This window comes from Moorena sp. SIO3H5, from assembly GCF_010692395.1.
In the GTDB taxonomy this organism is placed as follows: domain Bacteria; phylum Cyanobacteriota; class Cyanobacteriia; order Cyanobacteriales; family Coleofasciculaceae; genus Moorena.
The window spans coordinates 1-19,166 of the sequence record NZ_JAAHHS010000118.1 but is presented as its reverse complement, the minus strand read 5'-3'; the positions used below and the strand labels follow the sequence as shown (position 1 = coordinate 19,166).

Below are 19,166 nucleotides of genomic sequence, written 5' to 3'. Positions count from 1 at the left end.
TGGATTTCTGACTCAAGGCAATAAACTCTTGTTCAGCTTGGGATAGTTCTTCCCGACGTTCTTTAAGTTTTTCCTGTGCCTGGACTAAAGCACCTCCCCGCAATAACAGTCCCTTATCCCGGTTCATTTCCTGCCAGTGACCCATAGTTGCTCGGATTCTTTCTTGCCAAGCACGGAATTCTCGGTCTGTTTCCATCCATCCTTGCAGTTGCCCCCAGTTACGAATTAAAGCCTCATGGACTACCTCCACGGTTTCTTGTTCAGCATTTTCTGCACTGGTGACAACGGTGCGACTGGTAACCACTAACCGGGCATCAGCTAATCGTTTAACTAATTTCCAGTTGGTCTGGTTTAATTCTGCTTTAGTAGCCAATCGTCTAGTATCTTCGGTACCTTCACCGGGACGTACTAACTGGATAAATATTCGCCTTACCCGTTCTTGTTCCTCTGGCTGAAGTTTACTAAATTCCTGATCAGCATAGCTGGTTAATGCCCCAGAAACTTCACCTATTGCTTGATAAGCTTGGTGGGTTAATTGTTTGCTGGTGCGTTTTTTCCAAAGTTCAGTTAGGGCAAATTCCAACAGAGGTAAATTTCCTGGTTCTTTATCAACATCATCGAGAATGCGTTCTACCAGTCCGCTTTCAAAACTAACCCCTACTTTTTGGGCTGGTTTTTCAATTACCTCTCTGAGTTCCTCTGGATTCATGGAACGAATTTGAACATTAACTTTGCGCCAGACATCCGCTAAGGGAGGATAGGACAACACATTCCCTAAAAAATCTGCCCGCATGGTGGTTACTAACACTGTCGATGAGGAAGATTGTTCTGAACTAGATTGAAATGTGTTGGAGAGGGTATCGAGAAATAGACGACGGGTTTGCTCATCCCTACAAAGAGTATAGAGTTCTTCAAATTGATCAGCAATTAGTAAAATTTTCTGGTTAGGATGATTCTGATGAATTGTGGCAAAAACATCGGATAATAGAACTGTACGATCTTGAAAATATACCGCTAATTTACGAGCTTGAGCCATGCGGTCAGTTTCATCCAGGTTCGGCACGTAGAGAGTAACCAAAGATTGAGCGAGAGCCAGAAATGGGTCTTTTCCAGGACGAAAATGGGTAAATTGCCAATATCCTGCTTTTACTAATTTCGGCACTAATCCCGCTAGAACTACGGAGGATTTCCCACTACCTGATGCCCCCAATACTGGGATAAAGTTACGAGTTTGAGTCGCTTTAAATAGTTCTTCTATAAAAACATCACGCCCAAAGAAATACTCGGCTTGATTCGGACTGAAGTGAAACAAGCCTTGATAAGGGCATGGTAGATTGTCACTTGCTGTACATTGCTCTAAATCTTTGGGAGTACTACTGCTCTGGTTTTGGGAATAGTAATAATTGTAAATATGGGTTTGGTGAACCGGCTCCCCAGAGGACTTCAGCAAATGATCAGAAGTATTATTGTAGGTGATGTTTACCGTATGACCACTACCACCTTGAATCACGGGAGCTTGATTTTTATTGGTGTAATTTACCTCACTGCCAGATACTTGCCAATTTCCCCCTTCTACTTGGATAAAATTATTGATTTCTCTTGCTAATACGTTAACCTCCTGGGCAAATTTATCATCCTCTGCCATCGCCTCTTGCAAATAGTCAGATACAACTTCTACATCAGTATATGAACCATCTTCAGCAGCATGTAAAGCTTTTTCAGCCTTGGGATTACCCCTTAACTTATCAATAATCTTCTGGCGCAGTTCCTTGGCTTTTTCTAGGGCTACCTCAGTGAACTTTTCTACTGTAGTTTCCGCAGCTTTCGTACCAATAAAAGCTAGGATTGCAATAGTTAGAGGGTCCATATCTGATTAAGTGGAAGTAGGGGATATTAACTATGAGCAAAATGAATAGCTATAGTATAAAGTATTTGTGATCCGGATTAACTCTGATAAGATAAAAAAATTTCCGTTAATTGGCTTAGCTACGTTTAACTCAGTGATGGAACTGGGTGAGTATACCCTTTGGGATGCGATTAGCCCGAAGGGCTACGCTACGCGATCGCATTGAGTACTCAATTCCAGTTTCTGCACCAGCGAAAGTCACAAAACAACCCAAACCACAGTATCTCAGTGGTAGACTGCAAAGAGATCAAAAGTGCAGTCACTAGGGATAAGGCTGTTTGTAAACCCCCCCTTCCAACCTCCTAACCTCCTAACCTTGGCCAATAGGCCACGCTACGCGAACAACCTTACAACCTTCAACCTTCTAACCCTCTAACCTCCTAACCTTGGCCAATAGGCCACGCTACGCGAACAACCTTCAACCTTCAACCTCCTAACCTCCTAACCTTCCAATCCCATTGGTTAAACAACGACTCGACAAATTATTAGTAGACCTTAACCTGTGTGAATCCCGACAGCGAGCTCAGGTGCTGATTCGTGCCGGTGAAGTAATGGTAGATGGACAAATATTAGATAAGCCAGGCACTGAAATTAAGACCACGGCTCAGATTCAGGTCAAAGAGAAACCCCCTTTTGTATCCAGAGGAGGGCAAAAACTTGCCAAAGCCTTGGAGGTATTTGGGATTTCAGTAAACGGACGCATTTGCCTAGATGGTGGCATTTCCACCGGTGGCTTCACCGACTGCTTGCTAAAAGCTGGAGCAAAACAGGTTTATGGTGTTGATGTGGGATATGGACAAGTAGCCTGGAGTCTGCGCAATGACCAGCGGGTGGTGTTGAAAGAACGTACCAACTTACGCTATCTTCAGCCAGCCGACTTGTACGGTGTTTCACCAGTTCCGAATCAGAGTCAAGTCTATGCTGATTTAGGCGTAGTCGATGTTTCGTTTATTTCCTTAACCAAAATTCTTCCTGCTCTGTGGCAACTGCTATCCCCTCCCCGTGAAGTAGTGTTGCTAGTCAAGCCTCAGTTTGAAGTTGGTCGTGACCGTGTCGGGAAAAAAGGAGTAGTCAGGGACCCCAATCACCGTGCGGATGCGATCGCAAACGTTCTAGAATCCACCAAACCACTAGGTTGGCAGTACAAAGGATTAATCTCCTCTCCCATTACTGGCCCCGCCGGGAATATCGAGTACTTACTTTGGCTAGCCATGGATAGTGTATTACCCTATCCCGATTTAGCAGCAATTAGAGAGATTACCAGCAAAATTAAGAATGAAGAATTAAGAATGAAGAATTAAGAATTTAGAATGAAGAATTTAGAATGAAGAATGAAGAATGGTTAAGGGTTAAAGCATAATTCCCAATTCTACATTCTTATAGCGTTTCTCATAGCTATCAGATACACAATATTTTTCACCTATTGCTAGCATGCCTATTGCTAGCATGCCTATTATCTGCTCCCTGCTCCCTGCTCCCTAAAACCCAGACATTTGTATCTCAAAAGTCGTAGAATTTCTATAATTCAAAACTGAGACAACTGAGACAAAAACTGAGACATTTTGCGATTTTATGGCCATTATTATGAAAATTGCAGAGTGTATTGGAGTAACTTGTTAATGTCACACACCACTATTCCAGCAGGACAAACCCAGCAAACAGTTCCCCTTGTTCGCAGAGGTTCCGGAAGGCAAGGGGAGGCAGAGTATACTTCGCCCTATTCCCCATTTCCTATTTCTCCTTCCCTCTTTCCTAAGGATAGTTTTAGATTAGACAGTTTTAAATTAGACCCCAGCCCACCACAGAGATCAAAACCCAGTAAAACACCTAGTCAAAAGGTGGTACAACTAAAGCGGTGGTTAGAGGATTGTTTTGATCCGGGTTGGGAAAACGTGAACACTATCTTACAGAGAAACCTAGAGCGAGATTTCAGTTTTAGAAGTGACTTATTTAACCAATCTAGTACCAAATTCCATACTACAGCAGGAGTGAGAAGAGGTAAGCTACTCGGTACTGAGATCGGCTGGGGTGATCAGCAAGTCGCTTTATTAGTGGAGCTACATCGGACAGAATCACCCAAAATGAATCTATCCATTGAGCTGCATCCCGCTGGTGGTCGAGACCTTCTCCCCAAAGGTTTACAAATTATGGTGCTAGATGAAGAAGAAATAGTGGTGATTCAAGTCCAAGCCAGAGAGACAGAAAATCTTAAGTTGCAAGTTAGTGGCGAAGCAGGAGAATATTTTACCATTAAGTTGGTTTGGAATGATATCAGTATTACAGAAAATTTCTTAATCTGATTGCTTACAAAGAATGAAGAATGAAGAATGAAGAATGAAGAATGAAGAATGAAGAATGAAAAAAAATCCAATTCTAAATTCTAAATCCTAAATTATTAATTCTTCATTCACCATGTCTTGATGCAGTCGCTCATGGGGGAAACCACGGCAGTCGCTCATGGGGGAAACCCCCAAGACCGCGCTGCATCGCTCCCAATAATTTATAAAATTTTCCTGTCGCACTTTCGGTTAAGCATCTTCAGCACTTTGCTCACCAGAAGCTAGCTGCTGATTAACCACAACCATAAACTCCTCTACAGAAGCAATGGTAATTGCCTGTCTGTGCAACATTGTCAAAATCGAGTCATGCTTAATTTGGTTGATTGTTTCCACCAACTCCCTAGGCACATCTTCAAAACGAATCCGAAGTACTTCCAGCAAGGATTCTCGACCTTTTTCCAAAAGGCCGATTTCAATCCCCTCTTGACGAGCAAGGCGTTCAAAACTAGTAACGTAACGCATACTACTCTCCTGTTCATAGCGATGCAGCGCGGTCTTGGGGGTTTCCCCCATGAGCGACTGCATCAAGACAACGTCTAATTTCTTCTGTAAAGCCGGTTTGCCAGCTATCGGGTAAACTAATTAGCCAATCAATTAACCGGAATAACTCTAGGATATCTTGCCTGCCATAGCCCCGTTGATACAAACGTTTTGCAACTTGTAACTTAATCTGATATCGTTGCTGAAGGTCTTGTTTAGTTTGCTGATTAGCCCGATGAGCTGCAACAATTACAGCAAAGGGATTGTTACTTTGCTCCAACACCTCGGACGAATAATCGAGCAGTTTAACCATCGGGAAGCGCAACAACACCTCACACCCCCAAATCGTGTAACTGTATTTATTCGGTCGCCAGGATTTGCTTTCATCAGCTAAAACAGCTAAGCTGACTACTTGACGCCGATATTTGTCAAAAATGCGGTAATTGTACACATAAATCCTCTCAGCAAACACGGATTCGTATTGACTTTGGACTTCCACATGAATTAATACCCAGGTTTCCTGGCCATCGGTGCGCCAAACCTTAACTAATTTGTCTGCTTCCCTAGTGCTAATTTCCCCATCCCGGGCTATTTGTTGGAATTCCTTGTCGAGAAACTCATAGCCTTTATCCCAGTCAATGTTTTCCTCAATTTCGGGGAATAAAAATGCCATAAATGGTTGGAAATATAAGGAAATAGCCTCTTTCCAGGGATTATCGTAGTCTGCACGTTGATTGGTCATAACTTATGGAATAAATTAAGAATTAAGAATTAAGAATTAAGAATTAAAAAAAATCCAATTCTACATTCTACATTCTCAATTCTACATTCCAATAATTTATCAAATTTTACTGTCGCACTTTCGGTTAAGCATCTTCAGCACTTTGTTCACCAGAAGCTAGCTGCTGATTAACCACAACCATAAACTCCTCTACAGAAGCAATGGTAATTGCCTGTCTGTGCAACATTGTCAAAATCGAGTCATGCTTAATTTGGTTGATTGTTTCCACCAACTCCCTAGGCACATCTTCAAAACGAACCCGAAGTACTTCCAGCAGCCATTCTCGACCTTTTTGTATCATCCCCTCTTGACGAGCAAGGCGTTCATAACTAGTAACGTAAGGCATATTACTCTCCTGTTCGTAACGTCTAATTTCTTCGGTAAAGCCGGTTTGCCAGCTATCGGGTAAACTAATTAGCCAATCAATTAACCGGAATAACTCTAGGATATCTTGCCTGCCATAGCCCCGTTGATACAAACGTTTAGCAACTCGTAATTTAATCTGATATCGTTGCTGAACATCTTGTTTAGTTTGCTGATTGGCTCGATGAGCTGCCACAATTACCGCGAAAGGATTGTTACTTTCTTCCAACACCTGGGACGAATAATCCAGCAGTTTAACAATCGGGAAGCGCAACAACACCTCACACCCCCAAATCGTGTAACTGTATTGATTCGGTCGCCAGGATTTGCTTTCATCAGCTAAAACAGCTAGACTGACTACTTGACGCCTATATTTGTCAAAAATGCGGTAAGCGATGCAGCGCGGTCTTGGGGGTTTCCCCCATGAGCGACTGCATCAAGACATTGTACACATAAATCCTCTCAGCAAACACGGATTCGTATTGACTTTGGACTTCCACATGAATTAATACCCAGGTTTCCTGGCCATCGGTGCGCCAAACCTTAACTAATTTGTCTGCTTCCCTAGTGCTAATTTCCCCATCCCGCGCTATCTGTTGGAATTCCTTGTCCAGAAATTCATAGCCTTTGTTCCAGTCAATGTTTTCCTCAATTTCGGGAAACAAAAATGCCATAAATGGTTGGAAATATAAGGAAATTGCCTCTTTCCAGGGATTATCGTAGTCTGCACGTTGATTAGTCATTATTCATGGAATAACTGTTAACAAATTCAGTTTTTTATAACTAATATACTCTTAAGAGTATACCTTATTAATACAGTTAAAATATCAGCTATCAGCTATCAGCTATCAGCTATCAGCTATCAGCTATCAGCTATGCTAAATGCGTTCGCGTAGCGTGACCAAAGGTCAATCGCGTAGCGGCTTTTTGCTGAGCATCGCATTCCCTGTTATTCTGATCCTGCCATGGCGACAACTGCAAAAATAATGAAAAATCAAGAATCAAGAATCAAGAATCAAGAATCAAGAATCAAGAATCAAGAATCAAGAATCAAGAAAAATCCACTTCTAAATTCAAACTTCTAAATTCAAACTTCAAACTTCAAACTTCAAACTTCAAACTTCAAACTTCATCCTATCGCTCCCAACGTTTTTAGAGTTGCTTTTTGTGCCTCAGTTAACCCTCTAACTCCAGTAATATTCATGGCTTCATAGAGTCTAGGAGTTCTCAATATTTTCAGACACTCCCCTGTTTCTACATCCTTTAGTCTTACCGTTTGGTCTTGAGACCCACTGGCCATAATTTGACCATCTACACTGAAGGCGACTGAAGAGACCAGATGGGTATGTCCGGTGCAAATGTCAAGGCACTCCCCTGTGGAAACATCCCAAAGTCTCACGGTTTTGTCAGCACTGCCACTGCTTAGGGTTTTCCCATCGGGACTGAAGGCAACTGACAATACCCAATTGGTATGTCCGGTCAAGGTTTTGCAGCACTTACTCTCACCAATATCCCACAGCTTCACCGTGTGGTCTGTACTGCCACTAGCCAAGAGCTGACCATTGGGACTAAAGGCGACCGAGTGGACTCGATTACTATGTCCGCGCAAAATTCCTACACAGCTTCCGGTCTCACAATTCCATAGCCTCACCGTGTGGTCAGCACTACCACTGGCTAAGGTTTTCCCGTCATTACTGAATGCCACTGAACAGAGTCTATCGGTATGTTCTTGAAACGTTCTGATGCAGTGACCTGTGCTGACATCCCACAGCTTAACCGTCTGGTCGGCACTGCCACTGGCTAAGGTTTTCCCGTCACTACTCAATGCCACTGAAAATACCCAATCAGTATGGCCATGCAGTGTTCTAATGCAGCGACCTGTGCTGACATCCCACAGCCTGATCGTATTGTCTGTACTGCCACTAGCTAAGGTTTTCCTGTCACTACTGAATGCCACTGAATAGACAAAGTCAGTATGTCCGGGCAAGGTTCTGATGCAGCTACTAGTACCATAATCCCATACTCTCACTGTGTAGTCGTTACTGCCACTAGCCAGGATTTGACCGTCACTACTAAACGCAATTGGCATTGCCCAATCCGTATTTCCATACCAAGTTTTCAAGCATTGACCGGTTTGATAATCCCATAGCTTCACCTTTTGGTCTAAACTCACACAAACCAGGGTGTTTCCATAAGGACTAAAGGCTACTGAAAATACCTGATTGCTGTGTCCATGCAAGGTTTTCAAACATTCATTGGTGCTAGTATCCCAGAGCCTAACCATGTGGTCGCCACCGCCACTAGCTAGGGTTTTCCCATCTGGACTAAAGGCCACTGAGTATACACCACCACTATGTCCTGTGTAAGTTCTTAAGCAGCGACCTGTGCTTACCTCCCAAAACTTCACCGTGTGGTCGCCACTGCCACTGGCTAAGATTTTCCCGTCACTGGTGAATGCCACTGACCCGACGCAATCCCTATGACCGGTGCCAGTGTTCAGGCATTCACCAGTGCCACTATCCCAGAATCTCACCGTGTGGTCGTCACTGCTACTGGCTATAGTCTTACCATCTGGACTAAAGGCAACGGATCTAACCCAACTGCTATGTCCGGTGCAAGTGTTGAGACATTCACCAGTGCCACTATCCCAGAGTTTCAAGGTGTGGTCGCCACTGCTACTGACTAGGGTCTTACCATCTGGACTAAAAGCGACTGAACATACCTCATTACTATGTCCGGTACAAGTCTTCAAGCACTTACCGTCACTGACATCCCACAACTTAACGGTGTGATCGGCACTGCAACTGGCTAAAATTTTACCATCATGGCTAAAAGCAAGGTCCCGTACCAAATTGGTATGACCCTCACAGATCAAAACTAGTTTACCGATTGGTACTTCCCACAGGCGAACCTTCCAATCTGTATCACAGGTTGCTAATAGTTTACCATCTGGACTGAATGCTGCTGATAAAATATTTCCTAAGGTTTCCGTAAATACTGAACCGGTCAAGTCAGCATGGGCGAAATTGACATTGTGTAATTTAATTCCCTGTAGGTTAGCTTGCCAAACTGTTAGATTAGAAAAGTCATAGCTGCTTAAATCTACCTGTAATTGGCGCAGTATATTAATTATATTGCCGCAGCTATATGCCGTTTCTTTAGTTATTTTGTTTACCGTGGAAGTTGGGGAGCGCAGCATTGATATAATTTCCAGCAAGTGATTGCTGAGCTGTTTTGTGCAACCAAAACGAGCGAGTAATCTTTCTATAATCGGTTCGAGAATCAGAGAGACTTGACTATCCCGAATATACTCAGGGGCAGTGGCTTTGACTAATGCGTGACTGCGCAACAGAGCAAAGTTTTTACTAGTAATTTCCTCAGGAATTTGCTCAATTAATCGATTAACCATGTATTCCATTACTACAGGTTGTTGGGTAAACCCAGCCGAGGTTTTCTCAATTAATGAGCGCCGTTGTAGAGACCCTAGAGACTGTAAAATGTCAGGAGCGCATCGGTGGCAGAAAACGTCCTGTTCCAACTCTTTAAAAAACACCGGTTCGCGATTAATAGCTAGCCAGTACATCAGCTCTTGTTGTGTAGCACTCAGGCGCTGAAACTGCCGGTCTAGCAAATCCCGAATATCATCAAAAATGAATGAGCCTTGCTTTAAAAAATTCAGGAACTGAGCAATATTGCCATAAAAAAAGTCTCTGACCAGACAAGCCACCATTTTTAAGGCTAAAGGATTGCCAGCATAGTGCTCAATTACGGTCAGCCACTGGGTGTCATCCCCAGCAAAATTTCCTTTTTCCTTCAAGATTTCCTGCCCATCAGTTTCTGATAAGCCTTTGAGTGGGAAACAACGAATGGGTAAGTTTTCCCCCTCTAGGATAATCAAGTCCTGGGGTGGCTCCCGAGACGTGAGCAATAGACAGCTGTGGTGGGCGGTTTCACCAATACTTCTGAGCAGCTCACCGTATTCAGCATATCCTTCTCGATAACTACCGGTGCGATCGCCACTTTGCAGAATCGACTCAACATTATCTAGAACTAGCAAGCAACGCCCTGCTTGTAAATACCGAATCAATCGCAGAATTTTGCCATCCACAGAGGAGGGTAAATTGGTTTCCTGCTGTCCAGACAAAAATTGAATCAGGTCTGCCAGGAGTTCTTCTAGGGGAGGCGCATTGCGTAGAGTGCGCCAAATCACAAACTCAAATTTATCTTCCAGAAGATGGGCTAAGCTGACAGCCACAGAGGTTTTACCAATTCCCCCCATCCCTAGAAGTGTCACCAGGCGGCACTTGTCCTGAAGAATCCATTGCTGTAGGGTGTTGAGTTCCTCAGTACGACCGTAGAAATCTCTTAGTTTTGGTGCTTGTCCCCAATCAACACGTTTAATTTGAGCCACAGTGGGACTCTTGCCGTTATTGATTTGATCTGCTTTAATCTGATCTGGCTCAACAACCTTTTCCCAATCAACCCCTACAGCATCACAAATGGCGATGAAGGTGTCACAGCGAATCGGTTGTCTGGCCCAAAATCGGTTTAAGGTTGCCCTAGAGGTTAAGGCACTGCTAAACCAAGCTTCTGCGGTTTTGTTCCATCTTTTCAGGCGTCTAGCCCGGTCAACCAATTTTAGTCCTAATTCAGAAGCTCGCACTGAATTCTTCATAGGGAAATCTGGTTCTGCTGAGTATCCAAGCCAATTGTTATGCCAAACTCTGAGAGTATCATGAAGTCAATCTGAGACAATTCAAATAATCACCTCAGACAAGGGCACAGGTGACTTCGGAGCCTAGAACAGCAAGGGGTTGAGGACTTTTAAGTTTTTTGAACAGAGTTAATATAATTTAATTTGACTATTGAGCTATCAGCTGCTTAAGATTTTTTGGTGTTATCAAAAATCTTTAAAACCACTAACCGACTCCTGCAATTCCTGAGCTACGGCTACAGTTGAGGTTAAGGAACTTGAAATTTGCCTAGAGGAATCAACGGTACGTTCCGAGAATTGGGCCATATCTTTGATCAACATAGCGATGCTCTGAGTGGTTTCGGTTTGGGAAAGACTCCCTTGGGAAATAGCTGTCACTAGCTGCTCGATCTGGCACGAAGCCGACTTCAGCTGTTTCAGATTCTGCTTAGCTTCCTCAACTCGACTTGTGCCCTTCTCCACCACAGCAGTGCTCTGTTCCATTACCTTCACTAATTGAGATGTTTCTAGCTCTATCTCATCTACTATTTTGTGAATTTCCTGGGTAGCTTTGATCAATTCGTTGGTAAGCTGATTCACTTCTTTGGCAATCACGACAAAACCTTGAATCCCGTTACCAGACCGCGCAGCCTCAATCTCAGCGTTAATAGTCAAAACATTGGTTTGAACTAAGAGCATGTTGCTCAAAGCGACCACCTTAGCAATCTTTTCGGAAGATTTACCTAGCTGCTTCACTTTTGACGTGGTTTCCCCAATCGTATCTCGCAATTCCAACATACTCTCCTGAGTTAGGTTAATAGCACTGCTGCTAGCTTCAACAGTGGTTGTAACTCCATCAACTACTTTCGCCGCCTGATCAGCATTCTCAGCCACTGCTTGAATCGAATCGGTGATTTGGTTCACTGAATCCAGGGTGCGAGTGCTTTCTGAAGCCTGCTTAAGAGCATCTTCTGCTAGTTGAGCGACTACCACCTCGTTGTTTTCCAGTAAGGTATTGACTTGAACCGTTGAGTTGTTGACCTGGGTTACGATAGTTTGGAAACTCTCAATAATGATGTTAAAACCATCAGCAACTTTACCAATTTCATCCAAAGTCACCTCAGAGCGCACTGTCAGATCTCCTTGTGCTGCCCCTTGCAAATTTTCAAGCATTACCAGCAGTTGGTTCTGGAGTGCTTCTTTTTCCTGTCTTTGTTGTTGAGAAATTCTTTGGGTATTTTCGAGGAGATTAGCCTGGTCTAGAGCAAAGCCGAATTGAATCGCCACCTGAGTGAAAAACTTGATCTCCGTTTCCTGCCAAGCTCTTGGCTGTGAACATTTATGGGCAGCCAAAAAGCCAATCAAGTTACCTGCCACTAAAATCGGTGCTACTAAACTGGCTTTAGCTCCACCCAGTAGAGAGGTTTGGCCAAGCCTCTCTAGTTGGGACTGCTGGTAGTAGGTCAACTCACCCTCAAGATTATCAATGGCTAGAACCTGACGTGACTGGTAGTGATCAAGATCCTCTAGGGCAAAATCCAACTCTTCTTTCTGTGTTTGTGGCGCAACAGAGCCATCCAGAGTTACTGAAAGGGCAACCATGGAGCCTTTCTGATTCTGTTCGAGGAGGTAAATGATTGTGCGATCGCACGAGAGCGCTCTTTGAACTCCCAGCACCGTAGCCGCGAAAATCTTTTCCCGTTCTAGAGATTCAAGCATGCTAGCGGTAATCTCATTCAACGTTTGGAAAATGTCCACCGTGGCTTGCTGCTGTTCCAGGAGCAGGGCTTGGGTGAGGGCATCACCAATTTGTCTAGTTAACTGCTGCATCAACTCACGTTCTGACTCCTGCCAACGGTGGGGTTTTGAGCAATCATTCGCGTACAACAAGCCGAAAAGTTCACCCCCAACTATAATTGGCGCAACCAGGCTGGCTACGACACCAAGGCGTTGAAGGAACTGGCCAGGAGCACCAGTTAGAGTCGCTTGTTGAAGGTTCTCGACACTCACAAGCTTCTGCAAGTTAAACTTTGTAATTTCCCCGGTCGTCATTGGTTCGTAAATAGTTTGCCCTAGGGCTTGAACCAAACCAGAATTTACGACCTCCGCTGCAATTATCCCGCTTTTGAAGTCAGGATTAAAGCGATAGATAAACACACGGTCTGTCTTGAGGGCAAGGTGTACCCCATAAACGGAAGTTTGTAGGATATTCTCGAAGTTTAAGGATTGCTGAAGCTGGTTGCTGACTAGCACTAGTGTCCGCGCCTGTTCAGTTTCTTGTTCTTGGTCCTGTAATCGACCTTTGACCCGTGTCACCAGGTTATTAAAGACTTGAGCGAGTAGCTGCGTCTCGGTAGCACCAACCAGTTCCGCCTGAACGTTCAGGTTGCCTGCAATCACCGCTTTGGCAGTATTAGCCAACTGACCCAAGGGTTTTGCTAACTGACGGGATAAAGCTCTGACTACCAAGGTAATAATAATGCCCAGTACCACGAACAAACTAGCAAAGCCTATGGCCGCTTTTCTACCCGCTGCTCTGATTTCACTAAGTTTGATCGAGACGGCCAGAGTCCAATTGCTATCAGGAACTGCAACCAATATATAGTGCCTGGTATTATGATCAAAGGTGGCCAGCTTCAAGTTTGGGAAAAGTTCTGAATTAGCTGACTTTATGGTCAGTCCCTTTTGTTGGACTGTTTGCCCAGTTTCAACAGCTTTGAGCAAAATTTTTAGGTTCTGTACAACTGCTTGATCCTTTTGCCCTAGCAGTTTCTGTGGCTGCTCTTTACTCTTCCCTTGGTAGATGGTATCTACAACAGCCACAGTGTCGTCTTGTTTCAGGGCTAGTAGCTGCATATATTGAGAATCCCCAATTTCCAAATCCTTCAGCAGGTTTTTAAATATGGTGCTGAAAACCGAGGCAGGCAAAACTCCTCTAACAACCCCTAGGAATTCATCAGTTGCTGGATCTGTGATCGCTTTGCTGAACTCAATCACGAACCTATCGTCAGCATCATCAAATTTGGTGTTAATCACCTGCTGACTGGGATAATTTTTTGCCGATTGCCACCAGGCTTCATCCCGTTGGACAAAGTCAGGAGTAGGAGTGTTGTAAGCCACGTTAAACCCGTGCTTTTCGGTAAAAGATATCTCGGTAAAGTCATGAATTGCTGTAGTTTTACGTAAGTAATAATTGAGAGTTTGATTCGGCTGGATTAACCGGGTAGCCGAGAAAGACTCTTCAACCTCGTAGTAGGGTAATTTAGCAAGGTTTTTCACTTGAGACACTTTGGCGGCAGTGCTAGCTGCTTCAACTACTAAAGGGCTAGCGGCCAATGTAGCAGGTATTCTTTTTGCTTCCTCCAAAAATATATAGAAAACTCTGCCCGCAACTAGGGTTTCACCCTCTAATAGTTGCTCAGCTTGCTGTTGGGAGCTGCGGGAAATAGCACTGTAGCTCAATAGTCCAGCCAGACCTAGAGGGGTTAAAACGGCTGGGAGAATGGTCTTCAATAATTGAGTGCGTAGATCAGTACTTGTCCTTTGTGCTTGGGAATTGCTGGGATCGGTGGGTTGACTTGATTGCTGTTCTTGATCTTGGCTTATCCCTTGAGGTGTGACAGGTAATTCCCAGGGAAGTTTTCTTGAAAGAGGCATATGACCGTGACTATTTTTCTTAGAAATATAGCTATAGAGTGTTGAAACGATTTGTGAAAATACAGAACTCCAAAATTATTGGTATTACAGGAATTTTGGCCTAGTGATAATTTACGACCTATTTAAAATTTTTATATTGACTCCAGTTTTTAATCTAACCATATTTATATAGGAAGTCATCTCAGTCAATTGACTAAATTTTGTACCTTAAGACTTACGCCAAGTTACTGACTATACGCTACTTTGAGTAGTTAGTTATTTATAGCTAACTCTACAGGTATAGTTTTTCGGCAGTATTGTGTATACTCGTAACTGCTCACAGTAAAAACTCAGGCTGGCTAGGGTATATCTAAAACTTCATCGAAACTTCATCGAAAATTTATCAAAGTATCCATCACTTGAAATAACTCTTGCCAAAGAAAAAATAATATCTAGTTTAAATTATTTTTCTGATTATTAATATTGAATAATTAAATTAATTTTGATGATTAAAAATCTAGTAAACTTAATAAGTTATCCAAAAATATTAATTAATTTATTAACTGGTGTATCGATTGGTCTTATCCTAGGGCTTACCGCCTGCGAGGATAAAAAGCCTGCAAACCCATCAGTGACACCCGTTGATACTTCCCATCAACAAGTGTCGGACAATACTGTTCGGGTGGGTGTACTTACTATAGATAGCGTGGATTCTGTCAAACAACGGTATCAGCCACTCCTAAACTACCTATCTGGGGTGATTAATCGCCCTTTCTCCTTAGTACCTGTTACCCAAGAAAGTCAATTCATTGAAGTAGCCCAAGGTAATTTGCACTTTACCACCAACAATCCTCTGGCAGCTGTGCAAATCCGTCGGCTCTACGATACGGAGTTTCTACTTACCCACTCTCGACCTCAGGTGGGTACAAAATTTGGTGGTCTGATCATCGTCAGAACCGATAGCAATATCTACAAACTGAAGGATCTGCGGGGTAAGAAGGCAGCCTGCGTGGCTTTTCAAACGGCGGCGGCTGGCTGCACTTTCCAAATCTATCATCTGCTTCAAAATGGTATTGACCCGTTCCTGGACTTCAGCAGTTTTGTGGAAAACAAATCCCAAGACAAGATCGTGCAAGAGGTAGTCAACGGCAAAATTGATGTTGGGTTTATCCGTACAGGTCAATTAGAAAAGATGCTGAACCAAGGCTTGCTGGAAAACCTGGAACAGCTGAGAATCCTAGAGTCAGGTAACGACAAATTCTTCTATACTCATACCACCGATCTATATCCCGAGTGGCCGATTGCTGCAGTTAAGGGTACTGACCCGCAATTAGTGGCAGCAGTGACTGACACGCTTCTGAATATCCCGGCAAACCATCCAGCCCTGGCAGCAGCTAAGATAGAAAAATTTTTACCGGCAGAGGATTATGGCTCCCTGGATAAGCTGATTGAAACATTGAGGCTAAAAAGTTGGAATGCTAAGTAATAAGTATATATAGCAATTCTACGACTTGTGAGGTACAAATATCTGGTTTTTAGGGAGCAGGGAGCAGGGAGCAGGGAGCAGTTAATAGAGAAGAAGCAAAAGCCAATAGTCAAACAGTTATGTGTACCTCATGAGTCCTAGAAACGCTATAGGTTTTAGGTTTTAGGGAACAGGGAACAGGGAACAGGGAACAGGGAACAGGGAACAGGGAAAAATACTGTGTAATTCATTAGCGTATAAACCGCTATAATCAGCTTTCAGTAGTGTATGAAATCCGATAAAGTTTGTAAATCTAAATAGGTAAACAACCAAAATAATTACCCATTACCTGCTCCCTGCTCCCTGCTCCCTGCTCCCTGTTCCCTTTGCTTAGGAAAGCAAGCAAAATAATTACCTAATACCTATTACCTATTACCACTGATTCTAGATTGAGTAAAGTACTAAGCCTAAAACTCCGGCAATCGGGATAATCAACAGCACCTTCACCCGGAACCGCCACAGGGCAACTAAGGCTGCGGCAAAGATCACCAGGCTGCCAAGATGAAATTCAGCACTCCCGGCTACTACCATAGCAGCGGTAATGATCATGCCAATGACGGCAGGACGAATTCCTTTGAGCGCCGCCTGAATCACTGTAGATTCTTTGATATGTTTCAATAAGTGGGAACAGGTTACCATCAGCAGTCCTGGTGGTAAAAAAATTCCTACTGTTGCTACTATTGCTCCGGAAATTCCTTTGACCACATAACCGATGAAGGCAGCGCTGATCAGAATTGGTCCAGGAGTAATTTGTCCGATTGCGATCGCATTAGCAAATTCTGTCTGAGTCACCCAACCGTAAGTATTCACCACCACTTCTTGAATCAGGGGAATGAACACGTAGCCTCCACCAAATAGCATCAGGCTCATGCCGGAAAATGTCACGAATAGTTTCGCGAGGCTGGTTTCCCCCAAAAAGGGTAGGGGAATCATAGAAAGCAAGGGAAAACTCAGCAGGATGAGCAAGGTGACTGACAGCTTCAGCCAGGAAATCCCCTGAATTGACTCCTGAATCGGTTGAGCTTGGGAATTCTCCTGTCCCGAGTGCTTAGTCTCACCTAACCAAAGCCATCCTACCAATCCAGAACCGACCACGACTAGCACAGTAATGTAGAATCCTCCTACTACCTTGAGTAGGACTGCCGCGATTATTGCAATCACTACTTCTCGCCAGCCTTTGATCGCTTTTTTGCTCATGCGCCTGGCGGCACTCAAGATAATCGCTACCACTGCAGGAATAAATCCCGCAAAGGCTTTTTGAAGTGCTGGAATTTCCCCGGCCTGGAGATAAGCAATGGTTAGACCAATTACCAGGATAAAAGAAGGGAGCAACACACCGATGGCACTGACTACAGCCCCATTAGTCCTCCCCAAGCGATAGCCCACATAGGCTACTACATTAGCAGCAACTGGACCAGGTAAAACAGTGGCTAAGGAAATGCCGTCCAGCATATCTTCATGGGTGAGGAGTTTGTGCCGCCGCACCATCCGATTCTCCACTACGGAAATCAGAGCCATGAAACCGCCAAACGCTGTACTTCCGATCTTGAAAAAGTTCCAGAACAGAAACCAAAGGGATACCGACTCGGAATTTTCCGAGTTTACATGCAGTTTTTTTAACATAGTCAGTTATTTAAGCCACTACGGTCTGACGTGCTTTAATCTCTTTGAGCAGAGTGGCTTGGCGATCCCGTCGCTTTAAGTCCTCAGGATCCATCGTTTGGCGTACCTCTGCTTTTAAGCTTTGATTAATCGCATTAAATTTAGCGATCGCAGTGCTGCTGAATTTGATTTCTTTACCTTGAAGAATTCCAAACCGTTCGTAACCGAGAGCATCAAGTACATCCCCCGCCACTAATTCAAAAATCAGGATTTCCTCATCCGTAGCTTCCTGGAGAAACTTCTTAGTGTTTTGCTTAATTACAGGTTGCGTGACATTAGTCCATAAGGAGCTAGACGTTGCAGCATTCGAGGCTTCCTGGGATTGATGGAAATCCAGCATCAAATGAGTATACTGCACGCCTAGGAAATTACACAGATCCTGCAAAGTCGTCTCAGGAGAGCTGATAAGGGTTTCATAACTGATACTGAAAAACCTCTCCGGACTTAGGCGAGAGCGCATCTGGAGTGCTAAACGCTGGGCTTTTGCCCATTCTTGAGCAATATGGTAGAAGTGCTTTTCCCCAACCACTGCCTTCTTAAAAGAAAGCGCTACATCTCGACCATCCCGGTACAAATAGATAAATTTAGCGTTTTCCAAGTAAGCGGTAATCTCTGGCAGGTAGTAAACGTTGGCTAAACTTTTGCAACACCATTGCTGTGCTCCCCAAGTTTGTGCCATAATATCGTAAACAGAGGCAAATATCGCCACCAAAGACCGCTCTCGGCAAAGGGAAATAACGTCCTTTGTATTTAAATTCACACCCTCCCAAGGGACGGGATTGAGTTCCACTAAACGACACACATCATTGACTAATAGGGTAAAGGTGTCCGTTTGACTCAAATCCCCATAGGTAGGTAGTAATGGCATCATCCGCTGCAATATGTGAGGGGAGTGGGGAGCAGCGAGATCACCAATCTGATTCAACATCAGGCGCAATAAATTAGAGCCTGAGCGTTGGGTGCCGATCATAAAAATAGACATAACTTTGAGCTATCCTCATCACTGAATTCCAATTGCTGACCTTGATCACCGATTAAGTAGAAGCAGCCATCAGAAAACGTTGTGGTTGCAATGCAGCACAATAAAAGCTTGGTCTTCACCAAACCAACTCTCCCTAGCTGTGAGTGGAGCGGTGTTTAGCTAACTAACCGTAAGCATTAAGCTCTCAGCTCTCAGCTCTCAGCTCTCAGCTCTCAGCTCTCAGCTCTCAGCTCTCAGCTCTCAGCTCTCAGCCAAAGGCCTGTGGCCAAGGTACACGGAACTGTTTATGCCCATAGCACACGCTACACCGAACAGCTTTTGAATAAAATAAGCTGTTCGCCCAGAGTGAGCCAAAAGCTGACGGCTGACGGCTGACGGCTGACGGCTGACGGCTGTTGGCGTAGCCTGCGCGTAGCGCATATGCTTACAAATTGTTTAACAACCGATAAGCGCGTTTATATCTTGGTCGTAAACAAAATTATTGCCGGAAAAAGCAAAAGCTAAGAGGCAAAAGTCAAGAGGGGAAAGAGATACAGATTTTTATTGGACAATAAAAAAAGACCTGCTATGTTTACATCTGATTTATAAATCCTATAAACCAGATCACACCTTCGTTAACTGATTACCCTATCCCGGATAACAGCCGAAAATTAAGCACTATCACTCAAGTAGATAGGTTAAATGATTGACATTAAGACTGTAGGTTGATGAGGTGATGGGAGAATAATACCAAGTTCGGTTGAATACCGATAATAACAGTGTGGGGAGATGGGGAGATGGGGAGATGGGGCTACTCGCA

Annotated in this window: 14 protein-coding genes and 1 pseudogene; 4 read left to right on the top strand and 11 right to left on the bottom strand. The window is 43.9% G+C overall.

Translation table 11 applies throughout. From position 1 onward, the window contains the following. Positions 1 to 1,867 (bottom strand): annotated as a pseudogene (locus tag F6K52_RS15270) (hypothetical protein); the annotation flags it as partial. Positions 1,868 to 1,934: 67 nt separating this feature from the next. Between F6K52_RS15270 and F6K52_RS15265 the strand changes: the two are divergent. The 3 genes from F6K52_RS15265 (at position 1,935) to F6K52_RS15255 (ending at position 4,206) form a co-directional block, all read left to right on the top strand. Further along, positions 1,935 to 2,072, top strand: coding sequence for a hypothetical protein (locus tag F6K52_RS15265; protein ID WP_293078985.1), 138 nt, complete (start codon positions 1,935 to 1,937; stop codon positions 2,070 to 2,072). A gap of 292 nt (positions 2,073 to 2,364) precedes the next feature. Continuing rightward, complete coding sequence (locus F6K52_RS15260; RefSeq protein ID WP_293078983.1) at positions 2,365 to 3,207, top strand: TlyA family RNA methyltransferase; 843 nt, start codon at positions 2,365 to 2,367, stop codon at positions 3,205 to 3,207. Between the two features lie 318 nt (positions 3,208 to 3,525). Beyond that, positions 3,526 to 4,206, top strand: a complete 681-nt coding sequence (locus tag F6K52_RS15255; RefSeq protein ID WP_293078981.1) for a DUF1822 family protein — start codon at positions 3,526 to 3,528, stop codon at positions 4,204 to 4,206. Positions 4,207 to 4,293: 87 nt separating this feature from the next. On the opposite strand, the gene F6K52_RS15250 is transcribed toward F6K52_RS15255, so the two are convergent. The 7 genes from F6K52_RS15250 to F6K52_RS15220 all read right to left on the bottom strand — a co-directional run bounded on the left by F6K52_RS15250 (position 4,294) and on the right by F6K52_RS15220 (position 14,219). After that, entirely contained in the window at positions 4,294 to 4,428 is a 135-nt protein-coding gene (locus F6K52_RS15250) for a hypothetical protein (RefSeq protein WP_293078979.1), read from the bottom strand. 6 nt (positions 4,429 to 4,434) lie between these two features. Then, entirely contained in the window at positions 4,435 to 4,770 is a 336-nt protein-coding gene (locus tag F6K52_RS15245) for a hypothetical protein (protein ID WP_293078977.1), read from the bottom strand. Beyond that, positions 4,721 to 5,467: a transposase gene (locus tag F6K52_RS15240; RefSeq protein WP_293078975.1), complete on the bottom strand. Its 747-nt coding sequence runs from the start codon at positions 5,465 to 5,467 to the stop codon at positions 4,721 to 4,723. The genes F6K52_RS15245 and F6K52_RS15240 overlap by 50 nt, the downstream gene beginning before the upstream one ends. A gap of 124 nt (positions 5,468 to 5,591) precedes the next feature. Then, the gene (locus F6K52_RS15235) at positions 5,592 to 6,149 is read right to left on the bottom strand and encodes a hypothetical protein (RefSeq protein WP_293078973.1); all 558 of its coding nucleotides are present in this window, start codon (positions 6,147 to 6,149) and stop codon (positions 5,592 to 5,594) included. A gap of 97 nt (positions 6,150 to 6,246) precedes the next feature. Next, positions 6,247 to 6,612, bottom strand: a complete 366-nt coding sequence (locus F6K52_RS15230) for a hypothetical protein (protein ID WP_293078971.1) — start codon at positions 6,610 to 6,612, stop codon at positions 6,247 to 6,249. Between the two features lie 386 nt (positions 6,613 to 6,998). Further along, complete coding sequence (locus F6K52_RS15225; protein WP_293078968.1) at positions 6,999 to 10,544, bottom strand: NB-ARC domain-containing protein; 3,546 nt, start codon at positions 10,542 to 10,544, stop codon at positions 6,999 to 7,001. 225 nt (positions 10,545 to 10,769) lie between these two features. Then, positions 10,770 to 14,219, bottom strand: a complete 3,450-nt coding sequence (locus F6K52_RS15220; RefSeq protein WP_293078966.1) for a GAF domain-containing protein — start codon at positions 14,217 to 14,219, stop codon at positions 10,770 to 10,772. A 484-nt stretch (positions 14,220 to 14,703) separates the two neighbouring features. Between F6K52_RS15220 and F6K52_RS15215 the strand changes: the two genes are divergently transcribed. Continuing rightward, positions 14,704 to 15,684 (top strand): phosphate/phosphite/phosphonate ABC transporter substrate-binding protein, encoded by a 981-nt coding sequence (locus tag F6K52_RS15215; protein ID WP_293078964.1) that lies wholly within the window; start codon positions 14,704 to 14,706, stop codon positions 15,682 to 15,684. Between the two features lie 162 nt (positions 15,685 to 15,846). On the opposite strand, the gene F6K52_RS15210 is transcribed toward F6K52_RS15215, so the two are convergent. The 3 genes from F6K52_RS15210 to F6K52_RS15200 form a co-directional block, all read right to left on the bottom strand. Beyond that, positions 15,847 to 15,996: a hypothetical protein gene (locus tag F6K52_RS15210; RefSeq protein ID WP_293078962.1), complete on the bottom strand. Its 150-nt coding sequence runs from the start codon at positions 15,994 to 15,996 to the stop codon at positions 15,847 to 15,849. Positions 15,997 to 16,107: 111 nt separating this feature from the next. Further along, positions 16,108 to 17,346 carry a chromate efflux transporter gene (gene chrA / locus F6K52_RS15205; protein WP_293078960.1) on the bottom strand — a complete coding sequence of 413 codons (1,239 nt, stop codon included), beginning with the start codon at positions 17,344 to 17,346 and terminating at the stop codon, positions 16,108 to 16,110. Between the two features lie 10 nt (positions 17,347 to 17,356). Further along, positions 17,357 to 18,367 (bottom strand): sulfotransferase, encoded by a 1,011-nt coding sequence (locus F6K52_RS15200; RefSeq protein WP_293078958.1) that lies wholly within the window; start codon positions 18,365 to 18,367, stop codon positions 17,357 to 17,359. Positions 18,368 to 19,166 lie beyond the last annotated feature (799 nt).

Bases quoted from the DNA above. Each gene is read 5' to 3' on its own strand.
- F6K52_RS15220 (WP_293078966.1), bottom strand. From the start codon at position 14,219: ATGCCTCTTTCAAGAAAACTTCCCTGGGAATTACCTGTCACACCTCAA.
- F6K52_RS15200 (WP_293078958.1), bottom strand. From the start codon at position 18,367: ATGTCTATTTTTATGATCGGCACCCAACGCTCAGGCTCTAATTTATTG.
- F6K52_RS15240 (WP_293078975.1), bottom strand. From the start codon at position 5,467: ATGACCAATCAACGTGCAGACTACGATAATCCCTGGAAAGAGGCTATT.
- F6K52_RS15245 (WP_293078977.1), bottom strand. From the start codon at position 4,770: ATGCAGTCGCTCATGGGGGAAACCCCCAAGACCGCGCTGCATCGCTAT.
- F6K52_RS15215 (WP_293078964.1), top strand. From the start codon at position 14,704: ATGATTAAAAATCTAGTAAACTTAATAAGTTATCCAAAAATATTAATT.
- F6K52_RS15255 (WP_293078981.1), top strand. From the start codon at position 3,526: ATGTCACACACCACTATTCCAGCAGGACAAACCCAGCAAACAGTTCCC.
- chrA (WP_293078960.1), bottom strand. From the start codon at position 17,346: ATGTTAAAAAAACTGCATGTAAACTCGGAAAATTCCGAGTCGGTATCC.
- F6K52_RS15225 (WP_293078968.1), bottom strand. From the start codon at position 10,544: ATGAAGAATTCAGTGCGAGCTTCTGAATTAGGACTAAAATTGGTTGAC.
- F6K52_RS15230 (WP_293078971.1), bottom strand. From the start codon at position 6,612: ATGACTAATCAACGTGCAGACTACGATAATCCCTGGAAAGAGGCAATT.